General features: G+C 55.9%; 12 protein-coding genes and 1 pseudogene. 7 read left to right on the top strand and 6 right to left on the bottom strand.

What is annotated here, in order from left to right; genetic code table 11:
- Positions 1-195: 195 nt before the first annotated feature.
- Together WD071_RS10085 and WD071_RS10080 are read left to right on the top strand one after the other, a co-directional pair.
- Positions 196-915: a hypothetical protein gene (locus tag WD071_RS10085; RefSeq protein WP_368048247.1), complete on the top strand. Its 720-nt coding sequence runs from the start codon at positions 196-198 to the stop codon at positions 913-915.
- A gap of 82 nt (positions 916-997) precedes the next feature.
- Positions 998-3,202, top strand: a pseudogene (locus WD071_RS10080) (YgiQ family radical SAM protein); the annotation flags it as partial.
- Positions 3,203-3,415: 213 nt separating this feature from the next.
- Here WD071_RS10080 and WD071_RS10075 read toward each other — a convergent pair.
- Together WD071_RS10075 and WD071_RS10070 are read right to left on the bottom strand one after the other, a co-directional pair.
- Complete coding sequence (locus WD071_RS10075) at positions 3,416-5,743, bottom strand: Tex family protein (protein WP_368048246.1); 2,328 nt, start codon at positions 5,741-5,743, stop codon at positions 3,416-3,418.
- Position 5,744: 1 nt separating this feature from the next.
- Entirely contained in the window at positions 5,745-6,620 is an 876-nt protein-coding gene (locus tag WD071_RS10070) for an RNA methyltransferase (RefSeq protein ID WP_368048378.1), read from the bottom strand.
- Between the two features lie 183 nt (positions 6,621-6,803).
- On the opposite strand from WD071_RS10070, the gene WD071_RS10065 reads away from it, so the two are divergent.
- From WD071_RS10065 to WD071_RS10050, 4 genes are all read left to right on the top strand, one after another.
- Positions 6,804-7,583: an inositol monophosphatase gene (locus tag WD071_RS10065; RefSeq protein WP_368048245.1), complete on the top strand. Its 780-nt coding sequence runs from the start codon at positions 6,804-6,806 to the stop codon at positions 7,581-7,583.
- A gap of 39 nt (positions 7,584-7,622) precedes the next feature.
- Complete coding sequence (locus WD071_RS10060; RefSeq protein WP_368048244.1) at positions 7,623-9,002, top strand: MATE family efflux transporter; 1,380 nt, start codon at positions 7,623-7,625, stop codon at positions 9,000-9,002.
- A gap of 180 nt (positions 9,003-9,182) precedes the next feature.
- Entirely contained in the window at positions 9,183-9,737 is a 555-nt protein-coding gene (locus tag WD071_RS10055) for a nitroreductase (RefSeq protein ID WP_368048243.1), read from the top strand.
- Positions 9,738-10,349 (top strand): lysophospholipid acyltransferase family protein, encoded by a 612-nt coding sequence (locus WD071_RS10050; RefSeq protein ID WP_368048242.1) that lies wholly within the window; start codon positions 9,738-9,740, stop codon positions 10,347-10,349.
- Here WD071_RS10050 and WD071_RS10045 read toward each other — a convergent pair.
- Both WD071_RS10045 and WD071_RS10040 read right to left on the bottom strand, forming a co-directional pair.
- Positions 10,327-11,085, bottom strand: coding sequence for a TetR/AcrR family transcriptional regulator (locus WD071_RS10045; protein WP_368048241.1), 759 nt, complete (start codon positions 11,083-11,085; stop codon positions 10,327-10,329). The two genes, WD071_RS10050 and WD071_RS10045, sit on opposite strands and share 23 nt — an antisense overlap.
- A 110-nt stretch (positions 11,086-11,195) precedes the next feature.
- The gene (locus WD071_RS10040; protein ID WP_368048240.1) at positions 11,196-11,903 is read right to left on the bottom strand and encodes a sulfite exporter TauE/SafE family protein; all 708 of its coding nucleotides are present in this window, start codon (positions 11,901-11,903) and stop codon (positions 11,196-11,198) included.
- Between the two features lie 82 nt (positions 11,904-11,985).
- On the opposite strand from WD071_RS10040, the gene WD071_RS10035 reads away from it, so the two are divergent.
- Complete coding sequence (locus tag WD071_RS10035; RefSeq protein ID WP_368048239.1) at positions 11,986-12,876, top strand: radical SAM protein; 891 nt, start codon at positions 11,986-11,988, stop codon at positions 12,874-12,876.
- Between the two features lie 28 nt (positions 12,877-12,904).
- On the opposite strand, the gene WD071_RS10030 is transcribed toward WD071_RS10035, so the two are convergent.
- Both WD071_RS10030 and fghA read right to left on the bottom strand, forming a co-directional pair.
- A complete protein-coding gene (locus WD071_RS10030; protein WP_368048238.1) occupies positions 12,905-14,011 on the bottom strand; it encodes an S-(hydroxymethyl)glutathione dehydrogenase/class III alcohol dehydrogenase in 1,107 nt (368 codons plus the stop codon).
- Between the two features lie 24 nt (positions 14,012-14,035).
- Positions 14,036-14,866, bottom strand: a complete 831-nt coding sequence (gene fghA / locus WD071_RS10025) for an S-formylglutathione hydrolase (protein WP_368048237.1) — start codon at positions 14,864-14,866, stop codon at positions 14,036-14,038.
- Positions 14,867-14,947 lie beyond the last annotated feature (81 nt).

The following is a 14,947-nucleotide window of genomic DNA, read 5'->3' as shown; positions in this document are numbered from 1 at the left end:
ATCCGGCCAGCAACAGGCAGAAAAAGACACTCGGAACCTCTATGAAAAGCCGATAAACGATAGCCAATAGGCCAATGTATTGCAAACGGATTAACGCCGGGCGGACTCCTCCTATCGTGTCAAATTGCCAATCTGTTATAGTGACAACCCGTTACCTCGCCGACTCATTCACACAAGCGATTGACTACCCAAGTTATGTCCACCTTGAAAAAACTGGCCAGCCTGACACTGCTGCTGATTCTGATTCCCGTGCTGCTGGTCACTGTGGTTACGCCACCACTGATCGGCCTGCTGCTGCGCCCGCCTCTGCTGCAATCGCTGGAGCGCGCGCAGGCACTCAATATCGAGATTGAAAGCGTACGCTCTGGCTGGTTCAGCAGCGACGTTCAGTTCAGCATGGCAAGCAGCATTTTTTCCGCTGACGGTCTGTCACCGGTGCAACAATCAGCCATTCTGCACCTGAATCATGGCCCCATCATGTGGCATCTGTACGACTCCATGTTCGCGCTCGCCGACATTCGCCTGCTGCCCTCGCCTGACCAGAATGAAGCCAATTTTTCCGGCTCCGGTCTGCTTCGACTCAACACGCAGGGATATCTGGAATTTGATGCCATCACCGGGTTCACCGCCTTTGCCGGTGATCACTGGCTGGAAACCCGTGCCAGCTGGCCCGCCCACGCTTCCTGGCAGGGCTGGCAAGCAGTTCTGCGGGCACTGCAGATGACACTGTCGATAGACGCCAATGCCACTGCCCTGCTGCAAAGTCCGGCGGCTGATGCGCTTGTTGTCTACCAGCAGCAGGGCTGGGCGCACATTGCCAATGGCCGGGCACGCAGCACGATCCGGGTGCAGAATGAGGTACTTGATATCAACGGCACCGAGATGCCCATGAGTTTATTTCTAGACAGCCGGTAAATGCTGTAGAATAGCGGTCTGTACCTTATTTCTGTGTACCCAACTTCAAAGCACCGGCCAGCCGCCGGAAGGCCCCCGCCTGATGTCAACACCTGCCCAGCCTGAAACCTCGACAAAATCCCGGTCGCGACCTGAAACCGTCCCGGAGAGCAAGCAGGCCGTCAAACCCAGACACCTGTTTTCCTATCAGCCCTACTGGGCCGAATGTTTTGGCACGGCGCCCTACCTGCCCATGTCACGCGCGGAAATGGACGCCCTGGGCTGGGACAGCTGCGACATCATCATTGTCACCGCTGATGCCTATGTTGACCACCCCAGCTTCGGCATGGCCGTGGTCGGCCGCCTGCTGGAAGCGCAGGGCTTCCGCGTGGGCATCATTGCACAACCGGCCTGGGACAGCGCTGAACCGTTCAAGGCCCTGGGCGAGCCCAACCTGTTTTTTGGTGTCACTGGCGGCAACATGGATTCGTTGATCAACCGCTACACCGCGGATCTGCGCATCCGCACCGATGATGCCTATACGCCCAATGCGGAAGCCGGCAAGCGCCCGGATCGCTCCGTTATTGCCTACAGCCAGCGCTGTCGCGAAGCCTACTACAAGACCCCGATCGTCATCGGCGGCATCGAAGCCAGTCTGCGCCGTATCGCGCAATACGATTACTGGAGCGATCAGGTCCGGAAATCGGTGCTGATCGACGCCAATGCCGACATACTTTTATACGGCAATGCCGAGCGCGCACTCGTAGAAATAGCCCATGGTGTTGCCAATGGCCGCACCATCAAGGAGCTCAGCGATCTGCGCGGTACGGCTGTGTTGCGCCGCGAGGCACCGCCCGGCTGGACCGAAATCGACTCCACCCGCATTGACTGGCCAGGTCGGATTGACGATATCCCCAACCCGTATGATGTGCCGCACGATCAGATCACCGAACCCGATGCACGCAAAGTTCGCGAGGCAACTGAAGCCAAAGCGGCCGACGACGAGGTGACGGCAATACGGATTATCCCGTTGCCACTGCAGCGCAAATTCGACACCGATCCGGACAAAACCTATATCCGGCTGCCGTCCTACAACAAGGTGAAGAACGACCCGGCACTGTACGCCCACGCTTCACGCGTGCTGCACCAGGAGTCCAACCCCTACAACGCCAAAACCCTGGTGCAGAAACACGACACCCTGGATATCTGGGTGAATCCGCCGCCCATTCCGCTGGAAACGGATGAGCTGGACGGCGTGTTTGACCTGCCCTATCAGCGTCGGCCGCACCCGTCGTACGGCGATGCCCGAATTCCGGCTTATGACATGATCAAGACTTCGGTCAACATCATGCGCGGCTGCTTTGGCGGCTGCACCTTCTGTTCGATTACAGAGCATGAAGGCCGCATCATTCAGAGCCGCTCGGAAGAATCGATTCTGAAAGAAATCGAAAAAATACGCGACATGGTACCTGGTTTTACCGGCACGATTTCCGACCTGGGCGGCCCCACCGCCAACATGTACAAGCTCAACTGCAAATCACACGACATTCAGAAAAACTGCAAACGGCTGTCGTGTGTATACCCGACCATCTGCCAGCACCTGGAAACCGACCACAAGCCAACCACCCAATTGTACCGCAAGGCCCGTGCCATACCCGGCGTCAAGCGCGTGGCCATCGCCTCTGGTCTGCGTTATGACCTGGCGTTAAAAGACCCGGAGTACGTGGAAGAACTGGTCACCCATCATGTCGGCGGCTACCTGAAGATCGCGCCGGAACACAGCGAAGATAAAACGCTGTCGAAAATGATGAAACCCAGCATCAGTTCCTACGACGAATTCAAGAAAATGTTTGATCACTTTTCCGCCAAGGCAGGCAAGAAGCAATACCTGATTCCCTACTTTATTGCCGCGCATCCGGGATCTGACAACGAAGATATGATGAACCTGGGCCTGTGGCTGAAAAAACACAAATTCAAGCCGGATCAGGTACAGACCTTTTACCCCTCACCCATGGCGCTGGCGACGGCCATGTATTACTCGGGTAAAAATCCACTGAAAAAAGTAACCTACAAAAGCGAGCAGGTCGGCAGTATCAAGAACATCGAAGATCGCCGGGTGCAGAAGGCTTTTTTGCGTTATCACGACGAAAAGAACTGGCCGATACTGCGCACCACGCTGCGCAAGATGGGGCGGGCCGATCTGATCGGTGATGGCCTGCATCAGCTGGTACCTGATGACAAGCCGGGCCGTAAAGCGCGCCCGGCGAAGGCGCGGAGAAATGCCCGGCCCAAACGCACACGCAGCCTCTAAGAACAACGCACGACTGCAGGGATGCAGGAGGTAGAGAGACGCAGGGAGCCAAAGCCGACGACTGCATGGATGCAGGAGGTAGAGAGACGCAGGAAGCCAAAGCCGCGCCAGCTTCCTGTCAGCGTTTGTTCTTGAGAGCCCTCAGCGTTTGTTCTTGAAAGCCCTCAGCGTTTTTTCTTGAGAGCCCTCAGCGTTTTTTCTTAAGAGCCCTCAGCGTTTGTTCTTAAGAGCCTGCTCAAACAACGAGGCCATCGTTCCCGTCTGCCGCTTGTTCTGAGCCGCCGCCGCAAAGTCCTTCTTGCGCTTGTTGGACTCCGCTGATGTCGGACCCGGTCGTGATGGTCTGGCACCGGTTTCCGACGGCAAGGGGTCATCCAGGCGCATGGTCAAGGCGATACGCTTGCGCTCCTTGTCGACTTCCAGCACTTTGACTTTGACTATCTGCCCGGCGCTGACCACCTGGTGCGGATCTTTCACAAACTTGTCCGACAACGCCGAAATATGCACCAGGCCATCCTGATGTACACCGATATCAACAAACGCACCAAAGTTAGTGACATTGGTTACCGTACCTTCCAGAATCATGGCAGGCACCAGGTCAGACAGGGTTTCCACGCCTTCTTTGAATGTGGCCGTTTTGAACTCGCCCCGAGGATCGCGCCCCGGTTTTTCCAGCTCACGCAGAATATCTTCCACGGTCGGCAAACCAAAAACCTCAGTAACATAATCCTTGGCTTTCAGGGAACGCAAGAAGGCGCTGTCGCCAATAAGCGATTTGACTTCACGGCCATGGCGTCGTGCAATTTCTTCCACCAGCGGGTAGGACTCCGGGTGCACCGATGACGCATCCAGCGGATTGCTGCTTTCGTGAACGCGCAAAAAACCGGCGGCCTGCTCAAAAGTTTTGTCGCCGAATCTGGGTATCTTTTTTAAATCATCACGGCTGCGGAACTGACCGTTTTTGTCGCGAAATTCCAGAATATTACCCACCAGCGACTGGGTCAGCCCGGACACCCGTTTCAGCAGCGGCGCCGACGCCGAATTGACATCCACGCCCACCGCATTCACGCAATCCTCCACCACCCCGTCCAGGCTGCGCGACAGCTTGACCTGGCTGACGTCGTGCTGGTACTGGCCCACACCAATGGATTTGGGCTCAATCTTCACCAGCTCGGCCAGCGGATCCTGCAGGCGCCGGGCGATGGATACCGCGCCACGAATGGTGACATCCAGATCCGGCAATTCCTGCGAGGCGAATTCGGAAGCAGAATAGACCGACGCTCCGGCTTCATTGACCAGCACACGATTTAGGCCAAACTGCGGATGATCTTTGCAGAACGCGGCCACAAACTGATCAGTTTCACGTGATGCGGTACCGTTACCAATAGCGATCAATTGCACATCGTATTTCTGACACATGGCACGCAACACGGCGGCTGCCTCAACGACCTTGTTCTGTGGCGCGGTCGGGAAAATGGCACCATGGTCCAGCACCCTGCCGGTGGCATCTACGACACACATCTTCACACCAGTACGCAGACCCGGGTCCAGACCAATGGTGACTTTTTTACCCGCCGGTGGTGCCAGCAGCAGATCCTTGATGTTGCGCGCAAATACCTGAATAGCCTCTTCCTCGGCCAGATCGCGTAATTGCGTGAGAAAATCCGTTTGCAGATGCGTATGCACTTTCACGCGCCAGGTCCAGCGCACCACCTCCTGCAACCAGGTATCAGCGGCGCGCCCTTCATCAAGCACTTTCCAGTGCGAGGCGATCATCACTTCGCAACCGTGTTTGACCGGCGGCGCAGCGGGATCCACCGGAATATCAACCTTAAGATTCAGAATGCCTTCATTGCGGGCGCGGAACAACGCCATGACCCGATGCGGTGGAATTTTGGTGACGGCTTCGGAGAAATCAAAATAGTCGCGATACTTGGCGCCTTCCTGCTCCTTGCCCGGTATCAGCTCTGACGACAGATGCGCGTTTGACCAGAAGAAATCACGCAGTTTACCCAGCAGCGTTGCATCCTCGCCGAACTGTTCAATCAGAATGTGACGTGCACCGTCCAGCGCCGCTTTGACGTCGGCCACACCCAGTTCTGCATTGATGAAGGCCTCAGCTTCCGGTTCCGGCGAACGTTCGGGTTCGGCGAACAACATGTCAGCCAGCGGTTGTAAACCGGCTTCACGCGCAATCTGGGCGCGGGTGCGGCGCTTGGGCTTGTACGGCAGATACAGGTCTTCCAGTGTGGTCTTGGTGTCGGCTGCACGAATCTGCTGTTCCAGTTCCGGTGTCAGTTTTTCCTGTTCGCGGATACTTTTTAATATGGCATCACGGCGCTCGTCCATCTCCCGCAGGTAGATCAGGCGCTCCTGCAATTTACGTAACTGAATATCATCCAGCCCGCCTGTGACTTCCTTGCGATAACGCGCAATAAAAGGCACCGTGGCGCCATCATCCAGCATGGCCACAGTGGCAGCAACCTGCTCCGGGCGGGCGGCGATTTCTTCAGCAATTTTGTTGAACATGACGGTCATACTACTGGGTATCCTTATCGGTCTTGTCTGTCTGGTTCAAGTCTGTCTGGGTCTGGCTGACATTGGCGCGCCTGACGTGCTCATCAACGAAGGTCAGCACACCGCGCAATATGTTTATTTCCATGCTATCGGGGCGAATGCGCCCGAACAGGCGCCGCATACGCGGCATCAACAAACGCGGGTTTTCCGGGTCATGAAAATCCATCGCCACCAGCGTCTTTTCCAGATGCTCATAAAACAGCTCCATCTGGTGACCATCGGCTTTGGGTACGTCCCAGTACTCGTCTTCACTCGCCGGGTCATACATTGGCGCATCTGCGCCCAGCAGCCTGTCACCGGCGCGCTCGAGCATGGCAATGCGCACTTCATAACAGATCACCGCGACCGCAGCAGCCAGATTCAGTGAACTGTAGTCCGGATTTGCTGGTATCTGCACATGATAGTGGCACTGTTGCAGTTCTTCATTGGTCAGCCCGGTATCTTCACGGCCAAACACCAGCGCAATCTGTCCGCCATCGCTGGCAGCAGCGCGCTGAGCTTCCATCAGCACATGTCTGGCACACTGTCGGGGCGACAGCATGGGCCAGGGCATCCGCCGCGAGCGCGCGCTGGTGCCAATCACCATGGAACAGTCAGCCACCGCATCGACCAGGGTCGGAAACACCTTCGCCCGCTCTAGCACATCGGTGGCGGAAACCGCTCGCCACGTTGCCACATCACTGGGGTAATCGCGCGGGTCGACCAGGCGCAGATTGGCAATTCCCATATTTTTCAGTGCCCTGGCAGTAGCGCCGATATTACCGGGATGGGATGTATTGACCAGCACAACATGGACCCGGCTGAGGTCGAGCGCAGCGTTCTGATCCGGTCTTTCTATGAGGTCGCCTGTGGGGTGGCCTGGGGGATGGCTTGTGGGCTTGTCTTCGGGCAAAACACGACTCCAGCGGATAGTTTTATTCAGGGGCGGGATTATAACAACTAGTTAAGGACTGACTGCCAGCATTTTGCTATCATTCACCGTCTTTTAACACCGACATAACCAAACATTTAAGCGACCATCATGCATCCCGTTATCAATATCGCCCTCAGAGCCGCGCGCAGCGCAGCCGAACAGATCATCCACGTCAGCGACCGCCTGGACCGTGTCAGCATCATCGAAGACAACAACGGTGAGTTGATTACCAGCATGGATGTGGACGCCGAGCGTACCATCCTGTATCACCTGCGCAAAGCCTATCCGGACTTCAGCGTAGAGTCGCGCCTGAGCGGTTATACGGCCGGTGCCGACACTGACAACATCTGGTTGATCGATCCTCTGGCGGGCAATCGCAATTTTCAGCGTGGTTTTGGTTCCTTTTGCATCTCCATTGCCCTGAAAACAGCCAAAGGCATTACCCACGGTGTGGTGCTGAACCCGGCCGCCGGTCAGGAGTTCTGCGCCAGCCGTGGCGCCGGTGCGCAGTTGAACGACAGTCGTATGCGCACCGGCAAACTGACATCGCTGGAGAACGCCTATATCGGGCTGGACCCACAACCTGCCACGGACAGCTTTCTGATCCAGTTACAGGAACAATTGCTGGCATTGCCCGCTTACGTCCGCATGAGCGGATGCGCGCCGCTTGATATGGTATACGTGGCCGCGGGCCGTCTTGACGCCGGCTGGTGTCGCCCTCAGCACCACACCTCGCTGGCTGCGGCACAGCTGATTCTGCTGGAATCAGGCGCCCTGCTCAGCGACCCGCAGGGCAATCCACAAACCCAGGGCAGCAAAGAGTTGTTGTTTGCCAACCCCAAGGTCTTTAAACACCTGCTTCAGATCAGGCAATCACTGAAAGCATAAAACCTGCGCATCATAATCCGTTAACCACGATGGCCTGACATGGCAGAAAAAAGGGCAAACAAGCGTTACCAGCTGACCGACGGTCCCATTGCGTCGACACTTGTCAACATGACCATACCCATGATTCTGGGCATGTTCATGATGTTCAGTTTCAACCTTGTTGATACCTTTTTTATCAGTATGCTGGGCACCGAAGCCCTGTCAGCCATCAGCTTCACCTTTCCGGTCACCTTTACCATCATGAGCCTGGCCATCGGGCTCAGCATCGGCACCTCGGCGGTGGTCGCCAAATACATCGGCCGCGGCGAAATCGAAAAAGCCAAAGAAGCCTCTACCGTCACCAACTATGTCGCCATTGCCCTGGCTGGCGCCTTGGCGCTGGTTGGTTATCTGTTGCTGGATCAGATTTTCCTGTTGCTGGGCGCATCCCCGGCAATGCTGCCAGCCATTCGCGACTACATGGATATCTGGCTGCCCACCAGCGTCCTGCTGGTGGCCCTGATCTGCGCCAACTCGGTGTTACGTGCCAACGGTGACACCCGCACGCCCAGTATTGTGATGGCAGCCGCAGGCCTGGTAAATGCTGCACTGGACCCCCTCCTGATTTTTGGCTGGGGCCCGGTGCCGGCCATGGGTATTCAGGGCGCCGCGCTGGCGACGCTGTTTTCCTGGGTTGCCGCCTGCGTGTACCTGTTCTACTTTCTGGCCATTCGCCATGAATTGATCCACAAGGGCCTGCCTTCTGCCCAGGTGTTCAAAACGTCCGCACGTGAAATGCTGCGTATCGGCATTCCTGCCTCAGGCGCCAACATGATGACCCCTGTTGCCGCCGGCGTCATGACCGCCATTATTGCCGGCTATGGGGAAACCGCCGTCGCGGCCTTTGGCGTGGGCTCGCGACTGGAATCCATGGCCTGCATGGTGATCCTGGCCCTGTCCAGCACGCTGCCGCCATTTGTCAGCCAGAATCTGGGGGCAGGCCGCCTGGATCGAATTGAAGAAGCCTGCCGACTGTCGATGCGTTTTGTACTGGGTTGGCAACTACTGATTTACCTGCTGATGGCAGCAGGAGCCTCACTGATCGCCTGGGTGTTTACCCGCGACGAAGAGGTGGCCAGTATCATCCGCCTGTACATCTGGATCATGCCGCTGAGTTACGGTATGCAGGGCATCATAATTCTGTGCAATTCGGCCCTGAACGCCATTCACCGCCCCATGGTGGCCCTGTATCTGAGCATGGCGCGCTTCTTTGTATTTTATGTACCGCTGGCCTGGCTTGGCAGCACGCTGTTTGACCTGCCCGGATTTTTCGCCGGCGCCTTCCTGGGCAATCTGTTGATGGCCCTGTTGTCGTGGCTGACCTTCCGCCGCGTTCTCAACAAGGAACGCACCCAGCTTGACGTGGTCGGCGTTGCCTGATCTGCCCACAGTGGACGGTTTTGCAAAACTCTGGCCAGCCCCGCATCCGTGATTTATCCTTTGGGTAAGTTGCAAAAAAAACGAAGAGGGCATTGTCCAGGACCCTCATGCCGACGTCAGACAACTGTAGTCGACGCTGTAGCTGAAAAACCAGACAGACATTTTAACGGACACATTTGGATGGACGCACTAACCGCATTGCACAGCCGGGTATCGGTTTCCCGACTGACAGACCCGGCACCGGATCAACAGACACTCAACAACCTGTTCAAGGCGGCCATGCGCGCTCCTGACCACGGACTGCTGCGACCATGGCGCTTCCTGACTGTGCAGGGAGCGGCCCGTGAGCGCCTGGCAGATATTTTTGTGCAGGCGACGCTGCAGGATGAGCCTGATATCACAGCGGCAAAACTCGACAAGTTGCGCGGCAAGCCCCTGCGCGCACCCATGATCATTATTGCCATCTGCAGCCCCAAAGACCACCCGAAGGTACCCGTGCTGGAACAGCAACTGGCAACCGGCGCCGCCGTGGAAAACATGATGATTGCCGCACACGCGCAGGATGTGGGTGCCATCTGGCGCACAGGCCCCATGGCGACGCATGAAACCGTGACCCGGGCCCTGGGCCTGACAGGGCCGGAAAGCATCCTCGGGTTCATTTACCTGGGCAGTATTGACGGCCCCCGCCGTCCACTCAAAGAAGAAGACTTTAACGATTATTTTCAGGATTGGTAAATGCCCGATTCAGCACCCAAAAAAATAACAACAATGCGCACCACCGTTTTTAACACACCCCTGCTGACGCCCTTATTGCGAGGTATGGCGGCTGGCATTCTGACATTGCTGGGATGGCGGGCGATAGGTAAACCCATCGAAGATCAACGCTTTGTGCTGATCGGTGCCCCGCATACCAGCAACTGGGACTTCCCGTTGATGCTGATGGTGGTACTGAAACTGCAATTGAAACTGCACTGGATGGGCAAGCACAGCCTGTTCATGTTCCCGTTTGGTGGTCTGATGCGCTGGCTTGGTGGCATACCAGTTGACCGGCGCGCACATCACGGCATTGTCGAGCAGGTTGCAGCGCGGTATCAGGAAAACCCACAGCTTGTGGTGCTGGTGCCACCGGAAGGGACTCGTAAAAAAGTGGCGGAATGGAAAACCGGTTTTTATCACATCGCCAACAATGCGGGCGTCCCTATTCTGATGGGGTATCTTGACGTGAGTAAAAAAGAGGCCGGTCTGGCAGATTTTTTTTATCCTACCGGCGACGCAGAGGCCGACATCAAACAGATTCGTGCCTTCTACGCCGACAAGAAAGGTATCAGGCCTGAGAACGCAGACTAGAATCTTCTTCGGCCTGCGCGGCACAGTTCAGACTACCCAGAACGTGCTGAAAAACGAATGCGGCGTAGTCTGCAATACTGACTTTCAGATGCTGAAACTTCCAGCGCTTCAGGTACCACTGTTGCAGCATAGCCGTTGTGCTTGACGCTAACAGGGCCAGGTTGCCGTCGTGATGAAATACGCCTGACTCTATGCCGTCACGGAATATTTCCTGCAGTCGCTGGTCAAATTTCAATTCCATCCGGGTGGCAGCTTCACGCTGTGCTTTATCCAGACCTTTGGCCTCAATAAAGCAGAAATAGTACCAGGGATGCATGATGTCATTCATGTACAGGTCGGCATTTATAACAGCTTTCAGCCGATGGTAGGGATCCAGCTTGTGTTGTTCCAGGTCGGACATGACGTCATCGATGGTTTGCCTGACAACAGCCTCAATGGCGGACGCCAGGTCACTTTTGCTGCCGATATAGGCATAGAGCCCGCCCATGCTGATCTGAGTTTCACGGCTCAAGTCGCGCAGACTCATGGAGTGGAAACCCTGACTGTTAGCCAGACGAAAGGTGCAGGTAAAAATTTTCTGCAGGTTGCGCAGCGCTGTTTTACCGTTCTTTATCTGCATGCGCTCATGGTGTACGGCAAAGACGCGCTGCCACAGCGGCTCGCCTTCGAGTATCCACGTGCGACGGAAAGCCTCGATACTTGTGTCCTGTGGCCAGCTGTTAGTTATTGTTTCCACGACGTTATCATCCACGCTGGATATCTCCCTGTAAAAACCTTGCAGCTCATCAGTGTACATCAAGCGTGTGGTCTAAAACAGTGTTGCCTCCCGGCCACTGTTTTCAGCCATTACAGCAGCGCTGAAAACACTGCGTACAGGCCTGAAAATGCGCATAACGCCAATGAGCCACCCCGGATAGCCTGCGCCGGTAGTCGATGCATGGTTTTGCGGGCGACCCAGTAACCCAGAACAGTTGCTGGCAACAGAGGCAGAGACAGCCAGAGATGAATCAGGCCAAAATGCCCAATAGGCGCAAGAATTATCAATGAAATCAGGCAGCTGACCACAAAAAACGCGGCCAGATTGGCACGAATCAAAGCCAGATCCTGATGCTGCCACAGCAGCGCCATGGGCGGTCCGCCGATGGATGTGCTGGTGCCCATGAACCCTGACAGAAACCCGGCTGTCATCATCCGCCCGGGCGTGGGATGCCAGCGTAATGATGACAGGCTGACACCTACTGCAAACAACACCGTCAGCCCTATCCACAGCGCCAGCATGTCCTTGTCGATCATCAGCAGCAGACCGGCGCCGGCCAGCGAACCGGGTATGCGTCCAATCACGGCGGATTTTAATCCCTGCAGGGACACACCGTCACGAAACGCCCAGGCATTGATCAAGGACAGCAGCAGGGCACATACCGTGACCGGCGCCGGCACAAAATCAGGGTTGATGAAAAACAGCACGGGTGCAGCAATCACCGCCAGACCAAAACCGACCGCCGTCTGGACAAATGCGCCAACAAAAACCAGTACGACAGCGACCACGATATCCATGTATACCACCCGTCCGCGATAAAACCGGGTATTTTACGCGAAGCTGGCGCCAGGGTCGCGCACAGTTGTTATACTGGCAACCATGTATCCCATATCCTATATTGAACCGGTTTTTCGTCCACCCAGCGAGTGGAAATCCCTTATCCTGCAGGTTACCAACGGCTGTTCCTGGAACAACTGCACGTTCTGCGACATGTATACGGCCGAACAGAAACGTTTTAAACCCGTCCCGCTCGAGCAAACGGAAGCACAGCTAAAAAGCATCGTCGACGCCGGCTACCCCGTCTACCGGGTGTTTCTGGCAGACGGTGATGCCATGACCCTGTCAGTTCGCCGACTGCATGAGATCATGGACATGCTGAACCGTTGGTTGCCGCATAAACCCCGTGTCAGTGCCTATTGTCTGCCGCGCAACCTGAAAAACAAATCGGTAGAGGATTTGCGCGACCTGCGTGCCAAAGGACTCAGCCTGATGTATGTCGGCTGTGAAACCGGTGACAACGAGTTGTTGACACTGATTGAGAAAGGCGAAAGTTTCGCCAGCTCACTGTCAGCACTGGAGAAAATGAAAGCCGCTGGCATCAAGAGTTCAGTCATGGTGCTTAACGGTCTGGGCGGCCCGGAACTCAGTGAACGCCATGCCATCGAAAGCGCACGCCTGATGAATGCTGCGCAGCCGGAATATCTGTCCACCCTGGTAGTCGATTTTCCGCACGGCAGCGAACGCTTTAAAACGAATTTCAATGGCCGCTGGCGTCAGCTCAACAAACCGGAACTGTTTCGCGAAATGGAAGTCTTTCTGGATCACCTGGAGCTGGAAAGCACCATCTTCCGCAGTGATCATGCATCCAACTATCTGGTCCTGAAAGGCGTGCTGGGTAAAGACAAAAACCAGATGCTCAACACCATTCGCACCGCCATCAATCAGCCCGGCCGCATTCCATTGCGTGAAGAATGGCAACGCGGCTTATAAGGCAGCAACAACACCGTTGACGAAACAGTCAGTACAAAATGACACTGCGTATCGATTTACCCTCATGCATCAGATCAAAGGCATCATTGATCTTATCCAGTGGCATGGTATGCGTAATCAGATCATCAATGTTCAGCTTGCCTTCCATGTACCAGTCAACGATCGTTGGTACATCGGTGCGGCCGCGGGCACCACCAAACGCACTGCCACGCCACACCCGGCCGGTCACCAGCTGGAACGGTCGTGTCGAGATTTCCTGCCCCGCGCCGGCGACACCGATAATAATCGATTCACCCCAGCCTTTGTGACAGGCTTCCAGCGCCTGCCGCATGGTATTGACGTTGCCGATGCATTCAAAGGTATAGTCCGCACCGCCTTTGGTGGTTTCCACAATCGCCTCTACCACATCATGGACTTCTTTCGGGTTGATAAAATCTGTCATGCCGAATTTTTTTGCCAGCTCGACCTTGGCCGGATTGATATCGACACCCACAATCTGTCGCGCCCCGACCATGCGCGCAGCCTGAATAACATTAAGGCCGATGCCGCCCAGACCAAAAACCACAACACGCGATCCCGGCTCAACTTTGGCATCAAACACCACCGCGCCTACTCCGGTGGTGACACCGCAACCGATGTAGCAGACTTTATCTACCGGTGCATCGTTGCGGATCTTGGCCACAGCAATTTCGGGCAACACGGTATAGTTGGAAAACGTGGAACACCCCATGTAATGCATCAGAGGCTTGCCATCCAGCGAGAAACGACTGCTGCCATCAGGCATTACGCCTTTACCCTGAGTGCTGCGAATGGCCTGACATAGATTGGTTTTGGGATGCAGACAGTAGTCGCACTCCCGGCATTCCGGTGTATACAGGGGAATCACCGTATCACCCACCGCCACAGATTTGACGCCCGCCCCCACTTCAACCACCACACCGGCACCTTCATGCCCCAGAATGGTCGGGAATATGCCCTCCGGGTCATCACCCGAAAGCGTAAATGCGTCCGTGTGGCACACACCGGTGGCTTTCAGCTCCACCAACACCTCACCTGCCCTGGGGCCTTCCAGATCGACTTCCAGCACTTCCAGTGGTTTTCCGGCACCAAATGCCACGGCTGCTCTTGTTTTCATCTGCTTTGTCCTCTGCTGATACTGCTACGCAAGCAAATACTTTGCGTGGAAACGTAAATGGTCTTCGATAAATGACGCTATAAAATAATAACTGTGATCATAACCCTGCTGATAACGAATAGTCGCGTCCGCCTTGTCCCGGATGACTGCTGCCAGATTCTCGGTCAGCAACTGCCCCGCCAGAAACTCATCGGCGGTGCCCTGATCCACCAACAGGGGCAATGGCAAACCATGTTCTTTAATCAATTCAACGCTGTCGTGCTCAGCCCAGGCACTGCGATCATCACCCAGATACTGTGTCAGTGCTTTTTGACCCCAGCTGCAGGCCATGGGATTGACGATAGGTGCGAATGCTGACACCGAGGTGTATTGCGACGGATTCCTGGCGGCGATAGTCAGCGCACCATGTCCGCCCATGGAATGCCCGCTGATGGCTTGCCTGGCATTCACCGGAAAATGTGTGGCAACAAACCCGGGCAATTCCCTGGCGATGTAGTCATACATACGGTAGTGCGCTTTCCAGGGCGCCTGGGTGGCGTTGACGTAGAAGCCTGCCCCCTGCCCCATATCGTAGCTGTCATCGTCGGGCACGGCAGCACCGCGCGGGCTGGTGTCGGGCACGACCAGTACCATGCCCAGTTCGGCAGCCACGCGCTGCGCGCCGGCCTTGGTGCTGAAGTTTTCATCATTGCAGGTCAGTCCCGACAGCCAGTAAAGCACGGGCAGTTTCTGGTCTGACGACATGCCCGATGGCAGATAGACGGAGAAGCGCATAACACATTGCAGCGACTCTGACGGATGTTCGATGCGAACCTGTTCGCCACCGAACAGGCGTTGATTGCTGATGACTTTCATATCGGCTCCTGCATACCGGTTCCTGCTGTTTTAAGTTTCAAGCCGTGACGATAAACCACAGCGCCGGAAAAAACCAATGCA

The organism is Pseudohongiella sp., assembly GCF_040877505.1.
Lineage (GTDB): Bacteria > Pseudomonadota > Gammaproteobacteria > Pseudomonadales > Pseudohongiellaceae > Pseudohongiella.
This window is presented reverse-complemented; position numbering and strand designations above follow the sequence as displayed.